The organism is Paraburkholderia lycopersici, from assembly GCF_900096975.1.
Classification (GTDB): Bacteria; Pseudomonadota; Gammaproteobacteria; order Burkholderiales; family Burkholderiaceae; genus Paraburkholderia; species Paraburkholderia lycopersici.
Window position 1 is genome coordinate 1 of record NZ_FMYQ01000006.1, and the last position, 23,390, is coordinate 23,390.

General features: G+C 63.9%; 18 protein-coding genes and 1 pseudogene. 2 read left to right on the plus strand and 17 right to left on the minus strand.

Annotated features, from left to right (window positions below; translation table 11 throughout):
* The 8 genes and pseudogenes from BLU17_RS08685 to BLU17_RS08720 form a co-directional block, all read right to left on the minus strand.
* On the minus strand, positions 1-179 hold a 179-nt coding region (locus BLU17_RS08685; protein WP_425434079.1), incomplete at its 3' end, for a type VI secretion system baseplate subunit TssG.
* Between the two features lie 38 nt (positions 180-217).
* Complete coding sequence (gene icmH, locus BLU17_RS08690) at positions 218-1,339, minus strand: type IVB secretion system protein IcmH/DotU (protein WP_091996333.1); 1,122 nt, start codon at positions 1,337-1,339, stop codon at positions 218-220.
* 95 nt (positions 1,340-1,434) lie between these two features.
* Positions 1,435-1,689, minus strand: coding sequence for a PAAR domain-containing protein (locus tag BLU17_RS08695; RefSeq protein WP_091996334.1), 255 nt, complete (start codon positions 1,687-1,689; stop codon positions 1,435-1,437).
* A 3-nt stretch (positions 1,690-1,692) separates the two neighbouring features.
* Complete coding sequence (locus BLU17_RS08700) at positions 1,693-2,037, minus strand: hypothetical protein (RefSeq protein ID WP_091996335.1); 345 nt, start codon at positions 2,035-2,037, stop codon at positions 1,693-1,695.
* Positions 2,038-2,064: 27 nt separating this feature from the next.
* A complete protein-coding gene (tssI, locus tag BLU17_RS08705) occupies positions 2,065-7,962 on the minus strand; it encodes a type VI secretion system tip protein TssI/VgrG (protein ID WP_091996336.1) in 5,898 nt (1,965 codons plus the stop codon).
* Between the two features lie 58 nt (positions 7,963-8,020).
* Positions 8,021-9,910 (minus strand): type VI secretion system baseplate subunit TssF, encoded by a 1,890-nt coding sequence (tssF, locus tag BLU17_RS08710; RefSeq protein ID WP_091996337.1) that lies wholly within the window; start codon positions 9,908-9,910, stop codon positions 8,021-8,023.
* A gap of 465 nt (positions 9,911-10,375) precedes the next feature.
* The gene (locus tag BLU17_RS08715) at positions 10,376-10,624 is read right to left on the minus strand and encodes a hypothetical protein (RefSeq protein ID WP_143189199.1); all 249 of its coding nucleotides are present in this window, start codon (positions 10,622-10,624) and stop codon (positions 10,376-10,378) included.
* A gap of 184 nt (positions 10,625-10,808) precedes the next feature.
* A pseudogene (locus tag BLU17_RS08720) lies at positions 10,809-11,897 on the minus strand (IS3 family transposase).
* 407 nt (positions 11,898-12,304) lie between these two features.
* On the opposite strand from BLU17_RS08720, the gene BLU17_RS08725 reads away from it, so the two are divergent.
* Entirely contained in the window at positions 12,305-13,186 is an 882-nt protein-coding gene (locus BLU17_RS08725) for an endonuclease/exonuclease/phosphatase family protein (RefSeq protein ID WP_091996339.1), read from the plus strand.
* Positions 13,187-13,214: 28 nt separating this feature from the next.
* On the opposite strand, the gene BLU17_RS08730 is transcribed toward BLU17_RS08725, so the two are convergent.
* Genes BLU17_RS08730 through surE form a run of 5 tightly spaced genes read right to left on the minus strand, consistent with a single transcriptional unit; the run spans position 13,215 to position 17,817 of the window.
* On the minus strand, positions 13,215-13,994 hold the full coding sequence (locus tag BLU17_RS08730) for a 3'-5' exonuclease (RefSeq protein ID WP_091996340.1): 780 nt from the start codon (positions 13,992-13,994) through the stop codon (positions 13,215-13,217).
* 18 nt (positions 13,995-14,012) lie between these two features.
* Positions 14,013-15,110 carry an RNA polymerase sigma factor RpoS gene (gene rpoS / locus BLU17_RS08735; RefSeq protein ID WP_091996341.1) on the minus strand — a complete coding sequence of 366 codons (1,098 nt, stop codon included), beginning with the start codon at positions 15,108-15,110 and terminating at the stop codon, positions 14,013-14,015.
* A 12-nt stretch (positions 15,111-15,122) separates the two neighbouring features.
* Complete coding sequence (locus tag BLU17_RS08740; protein WP_091996342.1) at positions 15,123-16,019, minus strand: peptidoglycan DD-metalloendopeptidase family protein; 897 nt, start codon at positions 16,017-16,019, stop codon at positions 15,123-15,125.
* 5 nt (positions 16,020-16,024) lie between these two features.
* A complete protein-coding gene (locus tag BLU17_RS08745; RefSeq protein WP_176928977.1) occupies positions 16,025-17,086 on the minus strand; it encodes a protein-L-isoaspartate(D-aspartate) O-methyltransferase in 1,062 nt (353 codons plus the stop codon).
* The gene (gene surE / locus BLU17_RS08750) at positions 17,056-17,817 is read right to left on the minus strand and encodes a 5'/3'-nucleotidase SurE (RefSeq protein ID WP_091996518.1); all 762 of its coding nucleotides are present in this window, start codon (positions 17,815-17,817) and stop codon (positions 17,056-17,058) included. The genes BLU17_RS08745 and surE overlap by 31 nt, the downstream gene beginning before the upstream one ends.
* Before the next feature lie 234 nt (positions 17,818-18,051).
* Between surE and BLU17_RS08755 the strand changes: the two genes are divergently transcribed.
* Positions 18,052-19,023, plus strand: a complete 972-nt coding sequence (locus BLU17_RS08755) for an NADPH:quinone oxidoreductase family protein (protein WP_091996343.1) — start codon at positions 18,052-18,054, stop codon at positions 19,021-19,023.
* A gap of 93 nt (positions 19,024-19,116) precedes the next feature.
* Here BLU17_RS08755 and BLU17_RS08760 read toward each other — a convergent pair whose 3' ends face one another.
* The 4 genes from BLU17_RS08760 to BLU17_RS08775 all read right to left on the minus strand — a co-directional run bounded on the left by BLU17_RS08760 (position 19,117) and on the right by BLU17_RS08775 (position 23,364).
* Entirely contained in the window at positions 19,117-19,941 is an 825-nt protein-coding gene (locus BLU17_RS08760; RefSeq protein ID WP_091996344.1) for an ABC transporter permease, read from the minus strand.
* A 49-nt stretch (positions 19,942-19,990) separates the two neighbouring features.
* Positions 19,991-20,803, minus strand: coding sequence for an ABC transporter ATP-binding protein (locus BLU17_RS08765; protein ID WP_091996520.1), 813 nt, complete (start codon positions 20,801-20,803; stop codon positions 19,991-19,993).
* 126 nt (positions 20,804-20,929) lie between these two features.
* Positions 20,930-21,967 (minus strand): ABC transporter substrate-binding protein, encoded by a 1,038-nt coding sequence (locus tag BLU17_RS08770; protein WP_091996345.1) that lies wholly within the window; start codon positions 21,965-21,967, stop codon positions 20,930-20,932.
* A gap of 125 nt (positions 21,968-22,092) precedes the next feature.
* Positions 22,093-23,364, minus strand: a complete 1,272-nt coding sequence (locus BLU17_RS08775) for a CaiB/BaiF CoA transferase family protein (protein ID WP_091996346.1) — start codon at positions 23,362-23,364, stop codon at positions 22,093-22,095.
* Positions 23,365-23,390: the final 26 nt, after the last annotated feature.

The window sequence follows — 23,390 nt, forward strand, 5'->3', positions numbered from 1 at the left end:
TCGCTCGGTGCGAATATCAGGCTTGGCTTCTGGCCGAGACTAAAGGGTTCTGCCGACGGCAACTGCGCCTTGCCGATCGGATCAATGCGCGGATTAGCACCGATGCGCCGCATCAGGCTCAGGAAACCGAAACGCCACGGCTGCTGTTGCAGCCGCTCGATCATGTCGGCCGACAGCATTTCTTCGGGTAGAGCCTCCGCCGGCGAAGTTTGATCCATCAACTTACCTCGTGACCAGTAGTACGGCAGAACGGTGCGTGGCCTGCTGACACCTTGCCCGGCACTTTCGCAATCTCGCCCGCGATTTTCGCAATCAGCGGCCCCATCGACGGTTGCACCGAAGCCCCACCGGGCGGGAACATCGCATCGCCGCGGAAGGTCACGGCACTGTGGTGCGTATCCTCGTCCACGCTGACCGTACCTGCTGCGATCTCGTTCTGGAGCAGCGTTTTCAGATGCAGGACAGACGGTGCGGGCGGTGGCGTGATGCGCGCGATGTCGCCGATCTGCTTCCGGATTTCTTCGATGCGCGTCACCAGTTCGTATTTGTAGTAGCCCCAGATCGCAAGCAGAACCAGCGACAGCAGGGTCACCGTGATCCACACCGGGAAGTCATAAAACGAGGCACGCTTCGGACGCACGGTGCGTTTCACGTTGCGCGACAACGCTACAGGCACCGGTTCACGGCGCGCCATGATCTCGTTATAGATGCGCTGGCGCACTGCTTCGTGGCAGCGGTGGCCATCGTAGCCGTGGACGTAGCAGCGGCCAAGGAAGCCAAAACTGAGGATGCAGTAAATCACTTCAAGCAGGTTCCGGTGCTCGTGCGAATCCTGCATCGGCCTGCCGGTCAGCAGATACATCTTGTCCCCGCCCCTGGTGTCGTCGTGAAAGATGGTAGCGAGTGCATTGCCCGCCCATGTCCCGGCATTATTCTGGCCACCATGATCCGACAGCGCACGCATGGCGACCTCGTCGAGTGCCGTGCACAGGCAATAGCGCGCGGCGAGCATGTGATCGCGCCGGATACTGGCCGGCTCGCAGAGCCGCTGGAATGCCAGGATTTCTGTTGCGATCACGTTGCGCAACAGGTCGCCGGTGAGCTGATCAAGCTTTTCGGGCATGTCCGCGAGCGCCCATAGCAACGGTCGGGCAGCTTCGAGCAACGGGTTCCGGTCGAGCCGGATTTTTGCCAGTCGCTCGGCATCCAGCGGCTCCCCGGGCGGAACCGAAAAGACCGGTTCAGGGCGGACAGGCTCACCGGAGGTGGGGGCTACTTTCCGAACGGGAGGAGGAAGCTTGCGCGGCTCCGCGCCGGGCTCATGGGGAACGTCGTTCATTCAGATTATCGTTTGGGCGGCATTCCGCGACGCACAGCGCCTTCGCGTCGTCTGTCGTCAACGGAGTGTCAGTGCCGAGGGGTCTAGCGGAATCTTCACACTGTCGGGCCTGCGCCGGGCACGATGAGCGTCGCGCCACAACTGGTGCCGCTGCCATGATGGGCAACCTGTCGGCCGTTGATCGTGGGCATCGAGCCGGACGTGATGACGCCGGGGCCATGCGTGGGGCACGCGGTCTGATCGCCAACACAGGCGGCGAGGCGGCCGTCAATCATCGCACCGGCAGCGCAGGAAACTACTGCGCCGCCATGTGTGGTCGCGGTGCCCAAGGTTGCGATAGGAGTTGTCATTCTTTATTTGCCAATCTCCAGGACAAAATCACGAAAGCTCAACGTTATTAGACCGTCCACCAGATAGAGAAAGAATTTGTATTTTCCACGGCCGCCATCCTTCTTTATGTACGCGTTACTCACATTTCCCGCTCGGCGATTGTCCAGAAGTTCAATGGCATCGATTGAGCTATGCAAGCTAGTGATGCCAGAAAAAATAGCTTTCACATTTTTTCGCTCCTTACCTTCGGGGTCGGGGTAAAGTCGAAAATCCATCGATATGCAAGCGGAATCGTTAAAATCGACCTGCCACCCCAGAAAAATTCCATCATGCCACTCAATGGAATTCAACGATCCAAAGTCACTCATATTCTCAGTCCTTATGCAAGGTAACAATCATGGAATTGCAACATTTTCCGGAATGGTCCCCCACAACGGCGGGAAAAGTGACGGAATCATTCTTATGATTCTGTACGCAATGTAACCAGCACCAATTCCAGCGCCAGTCGCCACGACCGCCTTTGCTGCTGACGAATTCTTTGGACATTTCGATTCCTCCGGCTCTGGTTTGAATCCGTTTTTCTTCGCGCATTCTTTAATAATGTTGGGGGCTGAAGTGTAATCCTCCCCATGCGAGGTTCCTCCATACTCTCCCATCGCGCCGTCTTTCCCCTTACACTCCCAATGTAGATGTCGCCCCTCGCCTGATGCATTTTTATCAATTCGAATCCGACATCCCTTGCCGCAATCTTTCCACTGCCCCGAGACATGTTGAAGACCCATTGGATCAATAAAGCTAATAGGGTTTCCCCCCGTATAGGCGTACCGATTCATGCCACCTTTGAGTCCTATCGGGTCCTGATTGACATATCGACCCGTCTCCGGGTCATAGTAGCGATGTCGGTTGTAGTGCAGCCCTGATTCATAATCATAGTACTGCCCCGCGAATCGGACCGGATTGCCCACTTCGCCCGCAAAGCGTTTGGTCACGCGCCCATACGCGCTCAAGTTCGCCGCCCACAGCACCTTGCGCTGGCTGTCGTAGATTTCCTGCGGCGTGCCGAGATGATCGGTCACATAATGCTGCACGCCACTCGCAGTGATCCGCGCAAGCGGCCCTGAGTGATCCGGGTGCTTCACATAGGTGACCGGCACGTCGCCGTGCGTGGTCCGGCCTGCCGTGATCTCCTGCACCATCCAGTCGCCATCCCACACGAAGAGCGTCGTCGCGGTGCCTTTACCTGCCGCCGTGTGATGCTTCGCCACGCGGCGACCGAGCGCGTCATACTGGTACTGCGTGCGGGCGCCGTCGGCATGGTCGATCGCGATGAGCTGGTGGCTGCCGTCGTACTGGTAGCGTACCTCTTCAGGGCGCGGCTCCGCTGTCTCATACCTGGGCGTTCCCGTCAGCACTTCGATTGTGCGCAACACAGCCTCACCGCTGTGCTGGCGACGGCGTTTGGCGTCCGTGAGTTCAGGCTCCGGCGGCAGCGGCACAGTGCGCGCAATCCGGTTGCCGTGACCATCGTAGGTGAAGTCCACCGTCCTGTCCGGACTGGACGGTGGCGCGAACTTCAGGAGCCGGTCCCCGCGCGCGTGCCACGCATCGATGCGGTCCCGGCTCGGAGCCATCCCCAGCAGGTTGCCCGCCGGGTCGTAATGAAACGCCTCCCGTGCGTCATCCGGCCCGGACACGCTCGCGAGCCGTGCGAGCGGATCGTATCCGTAGGTTTTCTGGCCGCGCCATGTGTCGTTCAGTGCCGTCAGCTGTCCGGCCTTGTCGTACTGCCATGTACGCCAGGCACGCGGCTGTTCCAGCGTCCGCCCACTGCCGTCAAGGTTCTGCCACCGGTGCGCAGCGAGTTGTCCGCTATCGGCGTACTGGAAGTGGTGCGCGGCCGGTCCCTGCGTGCGCAGGATTTCACGGTGCAGCGCGTCGCGCTCGAAGTTCGCGATCGGCTCATTGGCAAGCAGCACGCCGTGCACGTGGCCCGAGCCGTAGCGTTGCCACACAAGCGCCCCGGCCTGCGGCACGTAGGTCCAGTCGCGGTTGCCGATCGCATCCAGTCCATGCGTGATCCGCCATACGCGCCCATGATGCGACTGCACTTCGGCCGTGCGCCGTCCGGCGGCGTCGTATTCGTACGTCACCTGCACCGGTGTCTGGCCCGGCGCCGAAGACTGGGCCTGGGTGAGCAGCCCGCGTGCGTCGTACCGGTAGCTCCACTGGCTGCCGTCGCTGGCGCGCCGCTCGATGGGGCGGCCGAGCACATCGTAGGCGATGTGCGTGGTGATCTGGCCATCCGTGCCGTGATCGGTGCGCTCGACCATCTCGCCCACCGCGTTGTAGCCGTAGCTCTGGCGCCGGCCGTCGAAACCGGTCTGGCTGGCAAGCCGCCCCCGGTTGTCATACGTGAAGGTGGTCGTTTCGCCGTTCGCGTTGGTCAGCTTCCTGATCTGGCCGATGTCGTCGTAGGCGAACTGCTGGTTGCCGCCCGCTGCATCGGTGACGGCAACGCGCTGGTCGTAGGCATCCCATGCGGTGCGGGTGGTCCGCTCCAGCGGATCCTGCTGGGTGACGGGGCGGCCCGCCTCGTCATAGCGGGTCTGCCACCAGCCCATGCCTGGCGGACTGTACCCGGTCAACTGGCCGGCACCATTGCCCGTACTGAAGCCCGCAACCTGGTAGCGCGTCACGCGGCCCAGCGCATCGGTCGTACTGGTCAACTGGCCAAGGCCGTTATAGCTGTACCGCATCGTGTTGCCCGAGCAGTCGGTGCGCGCCAGCATCTGTCCGGCGCTGTTCCACTGCATCTTCGTGACGTTGCCCAGCGCGTCGGTGCGCGATACCGGCAGGCCGTTTTCATACGCCCAGGCCGTCGTGTTGCCGAGCGGATCGGTTTCGCTTGTGAGGTGCCCCGCGTCGTCGTAGCCGCGCTGCCAGACCTGGCCCGCCGGGTCGGTGATCTGCACCGGCAGGTTCTGGTCGTTGTAGCTGATGCGCGTTACCTGACCGGCCGCGTCGATGACCGTGACCGGGTTGCCGTGTGCGTCGTTGACCATGCGGGTCGTGCGGCCCAGCGCATCGGTCTGGCCGCTCACGCTGCCGTTTTCGTCGAAATGCGTTTGCGTGACGCTGCCGTCGGAATGAACGGTCTTCTCCACCGCCCAAAGGCCGTTGTAGTGATATTCGGTGGTGTGGCCCAGACCGTCGGTGACGCGTGTCACACGCAGCGACGGCAGATAGTTGAAGCGCGTGTCGCGCGTGACGATGCGCTGGCCGTTCGCGGACGGCGTCCACGCATACGTGCGGCGGCAGTATGCCTGTGGCGTCGTGCCCGTCCATTCCGAGACGTGGGTCGCGCCTGACGGCGTACGGTATTCTGTCAGCAGGTGGTGATCGTAGGCATAGCGCCACGTACGCCCCCGGGCGTCCATCGCTTCCACCAGATCGCCGTGCGTATCGTAGGAATAGTCTGCAAGCAGCGGTTGCCCGTGGCCGCCCAGGTGGACCGTCGTGATACGCCCCGCGGAATCGAGCACGCAACGTACCGTGTGCTCATTGTTGCGGACCTCGTGCAGCCATCCCTGCGGCGTATAGTGCAGCGTCAGTGCATGGCCGTCGCGGTTGGCGATGCGCTGCAACTGCCAGCGGGTGTCATCGGCCGGATGACGAACGTAGTGCTCCTCGACGCTGTTACCAAAGCGCACGACATAGGTCGGCCCCGCCACGCTGTCTTCGCCCCGGGCGAGCGTGTACTTCTCCAGGCGGTGGAAGTGCTCCTCGCCCGGTTCCAGCGCGGGGAACTGCAGTTCCCGACCGTCCGCATCGAAGTAGGTGAGACCCGCCGTGCCGCTGCGCACCTCGGTTGCATAGGGGAGCTTCCATGCGACACCAAGACTCCCCGTGCGCTGGTCTGCGCTGCGGTAGGTACGGCTCCAGATGATCGGCATGCGTCCCGGCAGCGTGAAGTCGTCATGCGCCAGAATCTTCTGGCCGGTCGCGACATCCACCGGATGGTCACTGGTGGTCTTCTTCGCGCACTCCGCGCAGTCGGCCTCCGTCACCGGCGCAAGTCCGCCTGCGCTGCCGCCCGTCATGCTGATGTTCGACGACTTCAGGGTAATGGACTTGCCTTCGACGGTAATCCCCGCGTCGTCGATCGTCACGCTACCGCCCGGTCCGACGAGCTTCGTCTGCTTCGCACCCGAAAGGCTGCTCTCGCCCCTGTCGGTCAGCTGCAACTGGTTGGACGTGGCACTCGACACCGGTCCCGGCAACTGCGGTGCAAAGTCCGGCGTCGCGTCGATGGGGGTCGCCTGGTCGGCCTGCACTGCATCGCCCACGGCCTTGCCGCGCACCGTCAGCGTGTACGTGTGCCCCACGTCCGCCGTCCAGTTCTGCACCACGCGGTCCGTGCGGTCCATGCCCACCGTGCTCGCCATCTGCAGCGCCACGTTGCGCAGGTACAGGCCGCCCACGTTGACGTTGTACGCCATGCCGACGTTGAGCATCTTGCCCAGACCCACGTTCTGCACCGACGCGAGATTCACCGTCTCGTACTTGTAGCCGCCGGTCTGCAGCTTCCAGTGGCGCCCGATGCTGCCGGTCTCGTCGTGGCCAATGGTCTTCGTGCGGTCGTGGCCCACCGTGTGCGTTTCGTCGGCCTCGACCACGGTGTCCATGTTGCGCTCGGCCTGAATCCACAGCTGCTCCGCGCCCTTCTTGTCCTCGAAGCGGATCGCGTTGGCCGTGGCATAGGCGCCGCCTTCGCTAGAGCGCGTGAGGATGCCGCTCTGGGTCGCGTTGGCAGGAAGCTGCCACGGCGGCATCGTCATCGCGTTGTAGACGCGCCCGACCACAATGGGACGATCCGGATCGCCATTCTCGAAATCGACAATGACCTCGGTTCCTACGCGCGGAATGCTGATGCCGCCGAAGTTGGCCCCCGCCCACGTATATGACACCCGGACCCAGCACGATGAGTTCTGGTCCTTGACGCCTGAATGGTCCCAGTGGAAGCTGAGCTTCACCATCCCGTAGTTGTTGGTCCAGATTTCGGAGCCGGGCGCGCCCGTGACGATGGCGGTCTGCGGGCCGGTTGTGCGGGGCTTCTCGATCGTGCGCGGCGGCCGGTACATCACGTTCGAGGGCTGCACCTCGAACTTCACGGTGAACGCGTATTCGCCCGACCCCGTCTGTTCGCCGGTCTCGATCGCGTCCAGTTCGGCACGGATCACGAGATATTCGCGGTTGGCCGCGTCCTGCGGGAAGCCCGAAAGCGTGAAGGTCGTGCCACAGACCACATCGCGCAGATTGCCTTCGCCCGTCGCGCGCTCACCCCGCGAGCGGATTTCCTGCATGCGGATACGCGCGAACTGCTCGCCCTGCTGCGGATCGGTATAGTCGCCTGGCCATTCGTAGACGGTGAGCTGGTTGTGCGCCGTCTGCTGCGGTAACGCGTTACGTGTCTGGAGGTTCGCCCTCGGTTTCGTGAAATCGAAATCGTCCGTAGTCCACTCGCCGGACTGGATGCTCGAGGCCGGTGCGAAGGTGCTAACGTATTCGCGGTCGATCTTGTGGCCCGGCGGGTAATACGACAGCGTCTGGTAGGCGGCGCTCCCGACCGGCTTGTGCGCACCCAGGTTGTCCACGAGCACCAGGCGATGCACGGTCTTCGAGTGCTCGAAGAACCAGTAGATGCCGTGCTCTTCCATCAATCGCTGGATGAAAGAAAAATCGTCCTCGCCATACTGGACCTGCCAGACCAGCTTCGGGTAAGTGCCGTTCAGGCGCTTCACGTACGAATAGAGGTAGTTGCCCTTGAGCACCTCATCGATGATTTCCACCACCGTCCTGTTCTGGAAGGTGCGGAAGTCCGTCCTGCGCCGTGCCAGTTCGATCCACGGTTCCAGTTTCAGCCGGTAGACATACTGGCGGTTGAGCTGTGCCGCGAGCCGCGCCTCGGTGACGATGCCGCTGATTTCGCGCACCCCGGAGCCAATGTTCGCCGCACCCGTGGCCCCGACAGCACCCGCGACGAAGACACCCATGCCTTCGAGCTGAATCGCTACCGTTAGCTCCTTGCCCACCATCTGCTTGAGGTCGAAGTTGGCGGCCATGCTGTCGGGCAGATCGAGCGCCGTGACCAGTTCAAGGTCATACGCGTAGATGGTCGAGAGCGTTTCCTCGCCCCTGATCCGGCGCAGCAGCAATGCCGGTTCGCCGTCAGCGAGTGTCGGCAACGCGGGACCGCTGACCGTGAAGGTGCGGGGTTTCGTCAGATTCGGCATGCGGCTCTGCCTCGGGCAGCGTCATGAGGGTCGGTCTGGATGGGGATTGCGGCTCGCATCAGGCCACTTCGCGTGTGCCCATGCGCACGGGCCATGTCGCGATACGTCCGCGCTGCTGCGAATACAGTACGGTCTGCGTGAACGAGTGGGCCGGGACGTTGCGGGCGAGGTAATGTTCGAGAATCAGGCCAAGCAGGTACGGACTGTGTCCATCGAAGCCGCGCTCGTCGACCGTCAGGCTGCATTCGATGCCGCGACCAAACATGATTCCGTCGTTGCCTGGCAGGCGCCGGTTTACCGGCCGGGCGGCAAGACCTGTCAGGCTGTCGATCTGGCGCGCGAAGCGCGTGTCGCCGGGCGCATTGAAGAGCCTCAATACATCGCGCAGCCCGTGCGCGCCGCTCGCGGCATTCTCGTCGCTATACGGCAGGCAGTTCAGGTTCAGTTGCTGGATCAGCAGCCAGGCTGCTTCACGTTCGGCCAGCGGCGGGCGCGGTGCGGACGGCGCCCGGATCAGCCCAGCCGTCCTGAAGGGAGCCGAAATGTCGGGCGTCAGATCGTTAACGCCGTCGCAGCGCAGCAGGTTCGGCAGGTCGCGGTTGGTCAGCCACGCGTCGATGCTCAGGTACTTCACGGGCTCGCCGTACGGACTCTGGCTACCGTCCACCAGCGACACGAAGGTGTCGGTCGCCATATAGGACGTATGCGTGCCGTAGCGGCGTTTCGAATTACCCGTCAGGCGGTGCTCACGCCGCGTGGTGAAATACCGGCCGTGGCTGTTCTCGTCCTGGTTCAGCGCCTGAAAGAGCGGCTCGAAGCCGAGCTTTTCCGATTCCGCGGCGACCTGCCCGTAAAGCGCGTTGATCGAGTGAACCTCAACATCCTGCGGCCGCAGCAGATCCGCCTCCAGCCGGAATTCGCCGCGCGTGCCGGGCATCTCCACCGGGTCGGTCGTACGCCGGAACAGGTTGACGACGGGCGTGGCAAAGAGCACGAAATCCCTGCCGTCCACGCGGGCGGCGAGTTCGCCCGGGTAGCGGTCGAGCAGCACAACGATCTCGGCTTCGCGGCCCTTGATGTGCCGCAGGCCAGCAGCGAGGCCCTTCAGCGTAAAGAACCAGAAGCGTGCGGGGCATGCCGCAAATTCGTGGAGCAGCCCGTGGCCGTGATATTTTTTCCACGCGGCAGGGAGCAGACTGTCGCCCGGCTCCATGCCGGCCGGGACGATCGAATCGCGGCCCGCGACATTGAAGCGGCGCTGCGCCGCGCTGAACGTGCCGGGCTCGCCCGTGACGGTGGCGAGTCCCGCCGCATGGATGAGCTCGAACAGGCGCGATGCCGTGCTTTCCTCGCCGCCCAGATGGAAGGTCAGCTCGTCCAGTCCCTGCAGGTCGCACATGCGCACTTCGCCGGTGGTGCGCAGCTTCAGGCGTAGCGCGCCCTTGACGGGCCGCCCGGGCGCAACGAACTGTTCCAGTCCGGGGATGTCGGGCGGGACACCCGTGATCCGGGCTTGCGGCTGGTCCAGCGGCCAGAGCATCACGGACAGGCCGCTGCGGAATCCACACGGCGTCACTTCGCCTTCGGGCACGCGGCTGGTGAAGGCCGTGCCGCGCTCGACGCAAAATCCCTTGACGAGGCTACCCTCGGAATGGTCCGGATGAAGTCGGGCGACCGCCATCGAAGGCGTGGGCGCGACGTAATTGGGATAGACGACTTCGAGCAGCGGTCCGGTAAAGCTGGGAAAGGCGGCATCAAGCTGGATGCGCACCCGTGCAAAAATGAAGCAGAATGCCTGGACCAGCCGCTCGACATAGGGGTCGAGGATGTCTCCGGCCTGCAGCCCCAGGCGGCGCGCAATCTTGGGATGCTGCCGGGCGAACTCGACGACCCGCGCACGCAGGTACAGCAGTTCGGAGTTGTAGTATTCGAGCAGGCGCGGGTCCATGCTCACCGCTGCATCCTCAACCAGCTTTCAGAGGCATCGCATATGGGTGAGCTAGTACAATCGCAGCAGTTACCGGTATTGCCTGTTTGCATCGTTCTCGCTCCCTTCTTCTACCAGACAATACCGCTATCCGGCTTCCCGGACCTATCGGAGTTCAGTCAAACAGCGGCCTGATTTACGCGTAACTTGTTGCGGATTCAACCATGCCTTGAATCTTCAATGATTCTTCATACGTTTAATAACATGAGCTGAAGGCAGATGCAATTTTTGAGATTGATTTAACGATTTTTAATTATTGATTTTTACATCACCCTTCAAAGATGCTACGGTGTCCGAATAGCCGTCCCAGAGTAAGCGGAGATGAAGAGCATGCAGCAGTCCCACATTCGCTGGATCTAATAGCCACGTCGCTGTATAAATTGGCGATTGAAGCAATACCGGATCACGTGGATTGGAACGCAGTCTTCAGGTTGCATGAAGGACCAAATGGTCTACGCGCTCTGTTTCCTCTGCAAAAGGTGCGTTGGCGGTTTCAAGGGATAGCCACACCAAGCAGTCAAGCTTCACCAGATCCGCAATCTGTGACGTATCCGCCTCGAATAGCTCACCACTTGCCGGATCCAGGAAGTAGCGCAAAGCTTTCTGGATATGGCCGCCAAATTTTGAGAGACTCGCAATCATGTTACTGATAACCGGTCTTGATACCTTCGTCATCATTTCCTCGAAATCGAAAGTCCGTCACTGAGCTACCGATCCGTAGCCGCGGGATTCACAGCAAGAAAGTGTTCCGTCCGTCAGACGACAGACGAGGCGCCTCCCGTTACGAGAGATACGACGAACAGGACAGCGTGGATGGTATGGTAATGCCCCCGTTTTCCACGGCAGGCAGAAGTAGAAACTAAGCGGCCATGGCCAGCCGTTGCTTCGGGGTAAAACCGCCCAATGCCATATTTGGGCGCTCGTGATTGTAAGTCCACATCCAGTCGGCCGCCGCTTCGCGAACCTGCTCCAGGTCTTCCCACAAATACTGCGACAGCCATTCGTATCGTGCGGTCCGGTTGAACCGTTCGATATATGCGTTTTGCTGCGGCTTGCCCGGCTCGATGTACTCCAGCCGGATACCTTGCTTCTGCGTCCACGTCACGATGGCCGCGCTCAGATATTCCGGGCCGTTGTCGCACCGGATGACCTTCGGCTTGCCTCGACATTCCATATGCTGCTTCAGCGTGCGAAATCACCCGCTCCGATGGCAACGAGAAATCCACCTCGATGCCCAGCGCCTCCCGGTTGAAATCATCAATCACGTTTAGCGTCCGGATACTGCGCCCGTCAACCAGTTGGTCATGCATGAAGTCCATCGACCACACTTCATTGATGGCCTGCGGCACGCACAGCGGCTGTGGCGTCTCCCGCACCAGGCGCTTCTTCGGCTTGATACGCAGGTTCAGTTCCAGCTCGCGGTAAATCCGGTAAATGCGCTTATGGTTCCAGCCGAATCCCTTCACGTTACGCAGGTAGAAGTCGCACAGCAGAAAGCCCCAGTTGCGATGGCAGCCCGTGATGCGCAGCAGCCAGTCGGCAATCTCTTCGTTCTCCGTGTTCGACTTCGCCTCGTACCGGTAGCACGACTCGCTGATTCCGAACACCGCGCACGCCACACGAATCGACACACGGCGTTGTTGAACAACCTGCCTTGCCATCTCGCGCCGACGAGATGGCTTCAGAACTTTTTTTGCAGCGCCTCCGCGGCAATCCCAGCCTTGAGCTTCTCTTCGATGTACATCTTGCGAAGGCGGGCATTCTCCGCCTCGAGCTCCTTCATGCGCGACATCATCGACGCGTCCATGCCGCCGTACTTCGAGCGCCATTTATAAAACGTTGCCGAACTGATGCCCAGTTCCCGGCATAGCTCCGGTACCGCCAGCCCAGCCTCCGCGCGCTTGAGCGCCTCCAATATCTGGCTGTCCGTGAATCTCGACTTCTTCATCCGCAGAACTCCCTCTTAACGAGAAAATTCTACTTCTACCGACGCTGGATTTGCGGGGGCATTACCGGAATATGTCCAGAATTGACGGAATGCAATTCCGTCATGACCGTCCAGCGCATATTTCGGCTGCTGCAGCGCAATAGTCGGACGTACCTCCGCATAACCTGCCGGGACCTCGGAAAGACCGCCATAGAAGCAAGATTGCCGCCCTCGGCCATGTCGTTTGATAGAAAAATCGCTGGCTCGTTGTTCGGGATAACCATGACGGCATCGGAGCGGTATTATCTAAAAATGTGCCTTCCGCGGCGGGCAAAGCTCAAACGGTCCCGCCAAGGGGTATTTTTAGGGATATAGAAGTCGATCTAACGACGACACAAATCCCATAAAAATATATGGTTACCTAGTCAATGAAACTACTGAGCTGGAATGTGCAGTGGGGGCGCGACGCTTCGGGCGTCGTCGATCTCCCGCGCACGGTGCGGGAGGCACAACGCCTTGCCGACTTCGACGTGCTGTGCCTGCAGGAAGTGACTCGCGGGTTTCACGCGCTGCCCGGCGCCCCCGGCGATGACCAGTTCGCCGAACTCCGCGCGCTGCTGCCGGGCTACACCGTGATCGCGGCGATCGGCGCGGACTTGCCTGCGTTGCAGGACGAACGAGACCCGGGCCAAACCGTGCCGCTCAAGCCGCGCCGCCAGTTCGGCAACGCGCTCGCGACGCGCCTGCCCGTCGGGCAGGTTTTCCGCCACGCGTTGCCATGGCCCGCCGATTCGAACTCGCCCTCAATGCAGCGCGTCGCGCTCGAAGCCGTGCTGGACGCGCCGGGTGGCGCGCTGCGGGTGCTCGTTACGCACCTGGAGTTCTATTCGCTGCGCCAGCGGCTAGCGCAGGTGGACGAACTGCGGCGGCTGCAACAGGAAGCCGCCGACCATGCAGCGCACCCTGCCCCCGCCGAAAACGACACCGGGCCGTTCGTGCGCACCGCGAGGCCGCCCGGCGCGATCGTTTGCGGCGATTTCAACAGCGCGTGGGGCAGCGAGGCCTACACGCGCATGCTCGAACCGCTCGCGGGCAGCCCGGCCTTCATCGACGCGTGGACCGCGCTGCATCCCGGCGCGACGCCGCCGCACACGGCGGGCATCTACGACACGAAACAATGGTCGGACGGCCCGCTCACGTGCGACTTCGTCTTTGTCACCGAGGACTTGCGCCCGCGCATCCGAAGCTGCGAAATCGACGGCGCGACCCAGGCGTCGGACCATCAGCCAATCGTGCTCGAACTGGGCTAACGGGTGTCGAAGGGGCGTCCGTGCGCGTTCAGTTCGCGAACGCCTGGAGATACTCGCCCCAGTGCGGCGCGGTTTCCGCGCCGAGCGACTGCTTCACGAACGCGATCTCGTCCGCATATTCGCGCTCGGTGAATCCGCCGCGCATCATCTGGAACCGGCAATAAAGCAGATATGTGTTCACCACGTCGGTTTCGCAGTAGTTGCGGATCTCCTCGATACGCCCCTCCCGGAACGCCGTCCATACCTGGCCGCCGTCCATGCCGAGCTTGCCCGGAAAGCCGCAGAGCTTCGCGAGCGCGTCGAGCGGCGCGTTCGCGCGCGGTTGATACATCGCGAGCAGGTCCATCAGGTCCGTGTGACGTGTGTGGTAGCGGCTGATGTAGTTGTTCCACTTGAACTCGCGGTCCTCATCGCCCATTTCCCAGTAGCGCACCGCGCGAATGCCGTGCACGAGCGCCCGGTAATGCAGCACCGGCAGATCGAACCCGCCGCCGTTCCAGGAGACGAGCTGCGGCGAGTACTTCTCGATCGTGCGGTAGAACGAGTCGATCAGGCGCGCTTCGCCATCTTCCGGCGTGCCGAGCGAGCGCACGCGAAAGCCCTGCCCGTCGCGGAACACGCACGAGATCGCGGCCACGCGCTGCAGATGATGCGGCAGGAAATCGCTGCCCGTCTTCTCGCGACGCGCGGCAAAGGCCTGCTCGGCGACTTCGGTATCGGTGAGCGTGGCGGGCAGATCTTCGAGACGGCGAATGCCGTCGACATCGGGAATCGTCTCGATGTCGAATACGAGTACGGGAACTGTCATTCAGATGGACTGCGAGGGTTAAAGAACGGCGTCCTTGCGCACGCCGTTCGAAGCAAAAAAGCGCTTGAGACGCACCAGCGCCTCCTGCTGGATTTGACGCACGCGCTCGCGGGTGAGGCCCATTTCGTCGGCCAGCTCTTCGAGCGTGGCCGGCTCGATATGGTTCAGCCCGAAGCGCCGTTCGATGACATGGCGATGCTTGTCGGATAGTCGCCCAAGCCAGGCGCGTGTGAGCGTTTCCAGTTCGCGGTGCTGCACTTCGGCGTCGGGAGACTGGCTCTGGTCGTCCGAAAGCAGGTCTAGCAGGCTGCTGGCCGGGTCGAGGTCGAGCGGCGCGTCGAGCGACGCCGTATGCTCGTTGAGCGCGAGAATATCGGTGACTTCCTCCGTGGTCTTGCCCGTGAGGTAAGCGATGTCGTCGATGCTGGCGTCGCGCCGCTCGGAGGCCGAATCGGCATTGAGCGAATTCTTCTCCAGATGGCGCTTCGCGCGCAGCACCTGATTCAGCTCGCGGATCACGTGCACCGGCAGGCGCACGGTGCGCGCCTGGTTCATGATCGCGCGCTCGATGCTCTGACGGATCCACCAGGTCGCATACGTCGAGAAACGGAAGCCGCGCGTGGGATCGAACTTCTCGATCGCATGCATGAGGCCGAGGTTGCCCTCTTCGATCAGATCGAGCAGAGGGACGCCACGATTGAGGTATCCCTTGGCAATGCTGACGACGAGCCGCAGATTGCGCTCGATCATCACCTGACGCGCCTCGAACTCCCCTGCCTTGGCAAGCCGCGAGTAGCGCTGCTCTTCCTCGACGGTGAGCAGCGGCTTCACGCTGATCCGGTTCAGATAATGCTGGATGGTGTCGGCCGTGAGTTCGGCCTGCAGCATGGCACGGAAATCGTCGGCGTCGGGCGCGGCTTCGGCGGGCTCGCCGACCTCGGCTGCGCCGCCTTCGTCGGCGGCGGATTCGCGTTCTTCGCGTTCTTCGTAATCGCGGCCGCCGTCGAGGTCGGGCAACGCGTCATCGTCGCCCGACTGCGCGCCGTCCTCCACCGAAACCTGGGCGGCTTGGCTGTCAGACTCGGATTGCTGCAGACGGCGCTTCGATTTCGGCATGGTCGGCTCGCTTTATTGCGGCGGCAAGTACTTCAGTGGGTCGACGGGCTTACCCTGGCGGCGTACTTCGAAATGCAGCATCACCCGGTCCGAGTCGGTATTGCCCATTTCGGCGATCTTCTGACCTTTGGTGACCGCATCCCCTTCTTTTACCATCAAAGCCCGGTTGTGTGCATACGCGGTCAGAAACGTCGCGTCATGCTTGATGATAATGAGATTGCCATAACCGCGCAGCCCATTTCCGGCATAAACCACGCGTCCGTCGCCGGCTGCCTTGACCGGATCGCCCGGCGCGCCACCGATATTGATGCCCTTGTTCTTCGAATCGTCGAAGCCGTTGAGCACCGGACCGCGCACCGGCCATCCCAGCACAATATTGCCCGGCGCCGCAGCCAGGTCGCCGCCGCTCGCAGCGGGCTGCGGCGCGACGGCGGCCGACGGCGCCGCTGCGGGCGCGCCCGGGCCGTAGATCGGCGGCTGCGCCGGCGATCCCGCCGCCGGCGCGCCCACGCCCGGCACCGGCGCGGTCACGACGCCCGGCGTATATGCCGATGCGTTGCCCGCACCGGGCGGCACCACGCGCAACAACTGGTCCACTTCGATCTGGTTCGGGTTGGTGAGATTGTTCCACGCGGCGATGTCGCGATAATTCTGGCCGTTTTCGAGCGCAATCCTATAGAGAGTGTCGCCCGGCTTCACCCGGTAATATCCCGGAGGCGGAGGGCCGAGCGGGACGGGAGGCTGTGCGGCCGCCGTGCCGAGCGGCGCGGTGCGGTCCACCACGGGTGCCTGATCGAGTCGCGTGGCGCATGCGGTCAGAAGACAGAGCGCGATGACCGAAGCGCCACGGGTAGCTACGGTCAGGTCGACATGCAGGCGGTTTCTTTGGATCGCGCGCAACATACTCATCGGATTCAGATCACTCCAGATTTTAAGGGGACAAAGAAAACGCGATCAAGGCGCGACTCCCGCCACTGCGCCGGCCCCGTGCGCTCGACGAGCGTCAGCACCTGGGCGGCTTCGCCCGCGCTGCCCGCCGCCTGCGTGCCCGGCAAGGCCACCGGCGCCACGAGCCGGCCGCCGATGGCGAGCTGTTCGAGCAGCGCCTGCGGCACGTCGAAGCCCGCGGCCGCGATCACGATCGCGTCGAACGGCGCCGCCGACGGCAAACCGAGCCGTCCGTCGCCGTAGTGCAAGCGGATGTTCGGGATACGCAGCGGGCGAAGGTTCGTCTTCGCGCGCTCGTATAACGGCTTGATGCGTTCAATGGAATACACGTCGCGCGCAATCTGGCTCAGCACGGCGGCCTGATAGCCGCAGCCGGTGCCGATTTCCAGCACGCGCTCCAGCACGCGGCCCGCGCCCGCCAGTTCGAGCATGCGCGCGACGACCGACGGCTTCGAGATGGTCTGGTGATGCCCGATCGGCAGCGCCGCGTCTTCGTAGGCCTGGGTAGCGAGCCCTGGATCGACGAACATGTGGCGCGGCACGGCCGCGAGCGCCTGGAGCACGCGCGCATCGGCAATGCCGTTTGCACGCAGGCGTTCGACCATGCGTTCGCGCACGCGTTCCGAGGTCAATGCGTGCGCGCCGTTTAGCGCAACGGCGGGCGCGCCGGTGGCCGGAGCCCCGGTCCGCAGCGCACTGGCGCCGACGGAAGCCGCGGCGCGCGGCGGCGCAGCGTTGGCGGCAGCATGCGTTGCCGGCGCCGCGCTTGCCGGCCTCGCGCTCACCGCACTCACCGGTTTCGCATTGGCTGGCCTCGCGGGCGACGCCTTGAACGGCGCGCTTGCCGTGGACTTCGCAACGGGCTTCGCGGCGCCGCCGTTGCTCGCGCCCACACCCGCGAGCGGCGTGCGCGCGGCGTCGGGACGCGCCTCGCGCCGGCGCGGCTCACGCACCAGATCGGCGAGCCCGAGCGGAAAACGCTTCGTGCGCTCGCCCGTCATGAAGCGCTGCCGCCCTTGCGCGCCCATTCGTGCGTCACGGGCAACATCTGCGTGTGCGTGAGGTCGAGTTGCAGCGGCGTAATCGAAACATGGCCGTGCGATACCGCGTGAAAGTCCGTGCCCTCGCTTGCGTCGCGCGCGCCGCCCGACGGCCCGATCCAGTAGATCGGCTCGCCGCGCGGATTGGTCTGGCGGATCACGGGCTGCGAGGGATGACGCTTGCCGAGACGCGTGACGCGCCATTCGCCAAGCTCGTCATAAGGCAGATTCGGGATGTTGACGTTGAGCAGCGGATGACCGGGCAGCGGATTCGCGAGGTAATGCGCCACGATCCCGGCCGCGACGCGCGCAGCGGAATCGAGGTGCATCCAGTCCTTGTCGACGAGCGAGAATGCAATGGACGGCACGCCGAACATGATGCCTTCGGTGGCCGCGGCGACGGTGCCCGAATACAGCGTGTCCTCGCCCATGTTCTGCCCGTTGTTGATGCCGGAGACCACGAGGTCGGGCTTCTGGTCGAGCATGCCCGTGAGCGCGATGTGCACCGAGTCGGTGGGCGTGCCGTTCACGTAGTAGAAGCCGGTCGTCGCCGAGCGCAACACCGACAACGGGCGCCACAGCGTGAGCGAGTTCGATGCGGCGCTGCAGTTCTGCTCGGGCGCCATCACCGTGACTTCGCCGAGCGGCTTGAGCGCCTCGTAGAGCGCAGCAAGGCCGGGGGCGAGATAACCGTCGTCGTTGCTGAGTAGTATTCGCATCGGGCGATTGTAACCGAGGAAAGAAGGCGCGCGAACGACAGGCCGGCCCATGCGGCGCGGCGCTTCGGACGCCCAGGCCGCGCGCCGGCTCGCTGTTGTATGTTCGCCTGCGCAACGCCCGGCAAACGGCACCAAACAAATCGCACGATCGTTCGCATTGCGGCGGATTACCGTACACTGTCCCGCTGTGGCGAATCCATAAACGAAGCAACCGAAGCAACGACAGGAGACACGATGCGCGCAATCCGCTGCAACCAGTACGGCCCGCCCGACTCGCTCATGCTCGAAGACCTGCCCGACCTCGCGCCGGGCTCCGGCCAGGTCGTGATCGACGTGAAGGCCGCGGCCGTCAACTTCCCCGACGTGCTCATCATCGAGAACAAGTATCAGATGAAGCCGCCGCTGCCCTTCACGCCCGGCGCCGAACTTGCCGGCGTGGTGCGCGCAGCGGGCGACGGCGTGAAGCTCGCGCCCGGCACGCGCGTCGTCGCTTATGTGGGCACCGGTGCATTCGCCGAACAGGCGATTGCCGACGCGGCGGCATGCGTGCCGCTGCCCGAGGACGCCGATTTCCCAACGGCCGCGGCCTTCACGCTCGCCTACGGCACCTCGCATCACGCCGTCGTGGATCGCGCTGCGCTACGCGCGGGCGAAACGATGCTCGTGCTCGGCGCGGCAGGCGGCGTGGGCCTTGCGGCCGTGGAGATCGGCAAGGTGCTCGGCGCGCGCGTGATCGCGGCGGCGTCGAGCGAAGAGAAGCTCGAGGTCTGCCGCCGCTTCGGTGCGGATGCCACCATCAACTACAGTACCGAGGACCTGCGCGAGCGCATCAAGGCGCTCACCGACGGCAAGGGCCCCGACGTGATCTACGACCCGGTCGGCGGCGAGTATGCGGAGCCGGCGTTTCGCAGCATAGGCTGGCGCGGGCGCTATCTCGTGGTGGGCTTCGCGAACGGCGAAATTCCCAAGCTGCCGCTCAATCTCGCGCTGCTCAAGGGCGCGAGCCTCGTCGGCGTATTCTGGGGGGATTTCGCGCGCCGCGAGCCGCAGCACAATGCGGCCGCGTTCGCGCAGATGGTGGGCTGGATCGGCGAAGGCAAGCTCAAGCCTTACGTCTCGAAGCGCTATCGACTCGCGGATACCGCGCAGGCGCTCAAGGACATGGCCTCGCGCAAGGTGACGGGCAAGATCGTGATCGAGCCCTGATCGCTTCGCGCCAAACGCGCACCCAAACGAAAACGGCTCGCGATACGTGAGCCGTTTTGCCTTGCACGATGGATGGGCGCGCTCGCCGCGCGCTCAGAGCTTTTCGGTGTCGCCGGTCTTCGGCTGCCACTTCATGAACCGCCGCTCGGCGAGCCCCACCAGCGCATCGAGAATCAACGCGAACGCGGTCAGCACGAGAATACCGGCGAACACGGTATTGATGTCGAAGGTGCCCTCGGCCTGCAGGATCAGATAGCCGACACCGCTTGCCGAACCAAGATACTCGCCCACCACCGAACCGACGAACGCGAGCCCGACCGACGTATGCAGGCTCGAAAACACCCAGCTCATCGCGCTCGGCAGGTAGACGTGACGCAGCAACTGCCGGCGGTTCGCGCCGAGCATGCGCGCGTTCGCGAGCACGACCGGGCTAACTTCCTTCACGCCCTGATAAACGTTGAAGAACACGATGAAGAACACGAGCGTGACGCCGAGCGCCACCTTCGACCAGATGCCAAGGCCGAACCACACGCCGAAGATCGGCGCGAGAATCACGCGCGGCATCGAGTTTGCGGCCTTGATATAGGGATCGAAGAGCGCGCTGGAAGTGGGCGCGAGCGCGAGCCACAAGCCGACGGCGAGGCCCGTGATCGTGCCGATCGCGAAGGCGAGCACGGTCTCGACGAGCGTCACCCACAGATGCAGCCAGATCTCGCCGGTCGCGAACCATTCCCAGATGCGCACGAGCACCTTCTGCGGCTCGCCGAAGAAGAACGCGGCCTTGTTGGGGTCGTCGAAATAGACGGGCGGCAGGAGCGTGGGGCTCGTGAACACATACCACAGCGCGAAGCACGCGACGAGCAGCAGCCACTGCCACACGACGAGATTGGCCCGGTTCGGGAGCAGCCGTTTCCACATGATGGGGGTCTCTTTGCCTGTCAGTTCCTTCGATTGCGCCATGTGTCGTTCACCCCGCCGCTAGCTGCTGCTGATACCCCTTGAGCACCTCGTCGCGCAGCACGCCCCAGATCTGCGCATGCAGTTCGACGAAACGCGGATGCGAACGCACTTCCGCCACGTCGCGCGGGCGCGGCAGATCGATCGTGAATTCGCCGATCGGATGCGTGCCCGGCCCCGCCGAAAGCACCACCACGCGGTCCGACATGGCGATCGCTTCGTCCAGATCGTGGGTGATGAAGAGCACCGCCTTGCGCTTCGCGGCCCACAGGTCGAGCAGTTCGTTCTCCATGAGCTGGCGCGTCTGGATGTCGAGCGCCGAAAACGGCTCGTCCATGAGGACGATGTCGGGGTCGAGAATGAGCGTCTGCGCCATTGCCACGCGCTTTCGCATGCCGCCCGAAAGCTGGTGCGGATAGCGGTCTCCGAAGCCGCCGAGCCCCACGCGCTTGAGCCACTCCCCGGCTTGCGCGCGGGCCTCGCCGGGCGCGACGCCGTGAAACGCGAGGCCTGCCATCACGTTGTCGAGCGCGCTGCGCCACGGCATCAGCGCGTCGGCCTGGAACATGTAGCCCGCGCGGCGGTTCAGGCCCGTGAGGCGCTCGCCGAACACGCTCACCGTGCCCGAAGTCGGCGCGAGCAGGCCCGCGCCCACGTTGAGCAGCGTGGATTTGCCACAGCCCGTCGGCCCGACCACCGAGACGAATTCGCCGGGCGCGATGCGCAGCGTCGCGTTCGCGACGGCGGTGTAGCGTTGCGCGCGATCTTCGCGCGAAGCGAAGGTGCACGTGATGTTGTCGAGCGCGAGAGCGGGAACGGTCATCGTCTTGAGGCCGCGGACGGCAGGCGTGCTACGGCCACGCAGCAAATAAACAGGAAACGCGACGCCGCGCCGGGCAAGCAGTTACCCGGCACGGCGCGCCGGACAGCGCATCGAACCGCGCGAGCGTCAGCTCTTGACGGTCCCGAGCGCCTTCTTCACGAAGTCGTTGGTCCACGTCTTCGAAAGATCGATCGGCTTGCCCTTGATGTTCGGGTCGAACTGCAGCGTCCTGAGCGCCGTGGCGGGACCGTCGGCGGGCATCAGGCCATCCGGCGAGAGCGCCTCCTTCACGTGCTCCCACGCCGCGAGATAGAGCGCGCGGTCGCCGAGCAGATAGCTTTCGGGCACGGTGTCGATGAGCTGCGCGCCCGTAGCGCCCTGCAGCCACCTGAGCGCGCGCACCATTGCGTTGGTAAGCGCCTGCGTCGTGTTCGGATTCTTCGTGATGAAGCTCTCCGATGCGTAGAGGCAGCCCGCCGGCATGTCGCCGCCGAACACCGAATGCGTGTCCGCGAGCGTGCGCGTGTCCGAGACCACGCGAATGTCGCCCGCGCGGTCGAGCCTCGTCATGACGGGATCGAGGTTCGCGAGCGCATCGATCTGGCCCGACTGCAGCGCGGCGATCGCGCCCGCGCCGGCGCCCACGCCGATGAACGCAACATCGGTGGGCTTGAGTCCCGCCTTCGCCAGCACGAAGCTCGCCATGATCGACGTGGACGAGCCCGGCGCCGTCACGCCGATCTTCTTGCCCTTGAGGTCGGCGATGCTCCTGTAGTTCGGCATCGCCTTCTTCGAAACGGCCAGCACGATTTGCGGCGCGCGGCCCTGCAACACGAACTCGCGGAACATCTGGTGTTGCGCCTGCAGCAGAATGGTGTGCTCGAACGCGCCCGAGACCACGTCGGCGCTGCCGCCCACGGCCGCCTTCAGCGCCTGCGAGCCGCCCGCGAAGTCCGAGATCTCGACGTCGAGGCCTTCGTCCTTGAAGAAACCGCGCCGCTCGGCGATCGTGAGCGGCAAGTAGTAAAAGAGGTTCTTGCCGCCCACGGCGATCGCCACTTTCTTCGTTTCGAGCTTGTTCTGCTGGGCGAAGGCGAGCGGCGCGGCACCGAGCGAAGCGGCCGCGAGCGCGGCCGTACCGGCGAGAAAGCTTCTGCGTTGCATGAGCGAGTCTCCAATGCTTGTTGTGTTTTTCGCGCGGGCCTGGCGGGCCTGGCACGCGTGGCGGGATGGATCGACAGCCGCCCGCCGCCGTCGTGATGCATCAAGCGCCCTGGGGGCGAAGCGCCTCAGACGATTTGTTGCTCGCGCAACCGTGCGATGTGGTCTGCATCATAACCCAGCGCCTGAAGGACTTCATCGGTATGTTCACCCAGGGCGGGGCCGAGCCAGCGCGTGTCGCCGGGGGTGGCCGAAAGCTTGGGCGTGACCGCGGGCAGCGCGACGTCAACGCCCTCGCCGTCCTTGCCGCCCGGCGCCTGCCAGCGGAACCGCTGGATCATCTGGCGCGCCGCGAACTGCGGATCCGCGAACATGTCGGCCACGCTGTAGATGCGGCCCACGGGCACGTCGGCGGCGTTGAGCACGCCGAGCGCCTCGTCGATGGTACGTATGGAGAGCCACGCCGCGATCGCGCCGTCGATCTCCGCCGTGCGCGGCACGCGGCCGTCGTTGTGCGCGAGATCGGGGTCGTTGGCGAGATCCGCGCGGCCGATTGCCGTCATGAGGCGCCTGAAGATCGGGTCGCTGTTGCCGCCGATCACGATGCTGCCGTCGCGGCACGGATAGGTATTCGACGGCACGATGCCCGGCAACGACGCGCCGGTGCGCTCGCGCACCATGCCGTACACGCCGTACTCGGGCACCACGCTCTCCATCATGTTGAACACGGCCTCGTAAAGCGCCACGTCGACGATCTGCCCGCTGCCGCCGTTCATGTTGCGGTGATGGAGCGCCATCATCGCGCCGATCACGCCGTGCAGCGCGGCGATCGAGTCGCCGATCGAAATGCCGATGCGCGGCGGCGGCAGGTCGGGATAGCCGGTGATGTGGCGCAGGCCGCCCATCGATTCGGCGATCGCGCCAAAGCCCGGACGGTCGCGATACGGGCCGCTCTGGCCGTAGCCCGAGAGCCGCACCATCACGAGGCCGGGATTGTCCTTCGAGAGCACGTCGTAGCCGAGCCCGAGCTTTTCGAGCAGACCGGGCCGGAAGTTCTCGATGACGATATCGGCTTCCTTCGCGAGCCGCCGCACGATCTCCTTGCCCTCTTCGGCCTTGAGATTGACCGTGACGGACTTCTTGTTGCGCGCCTGCACGGCCCACCAGAGCGACGTGCCGCCCGCTTCGGGATAGAGCTTGCGCCATTTGCGCAGAGGGTCGCCACCCTTGGGATCCTCGATCTTGATGACTTCGGCGCCGAATTCGCCGAGAAAGCGCGCCGCGAACGGGCCGGCGATCAGCGTGCCGAGTTCGAGGACTTTCACGCCCGCGAGCGGGCCCGCGCCTTTGGCCGGGGTCGCGCTCGATTGCGAATCGGGGGAAGCGGCTGCTGCGCTCATGGTGTCTCCTTTCGTTCTGTTCGGCA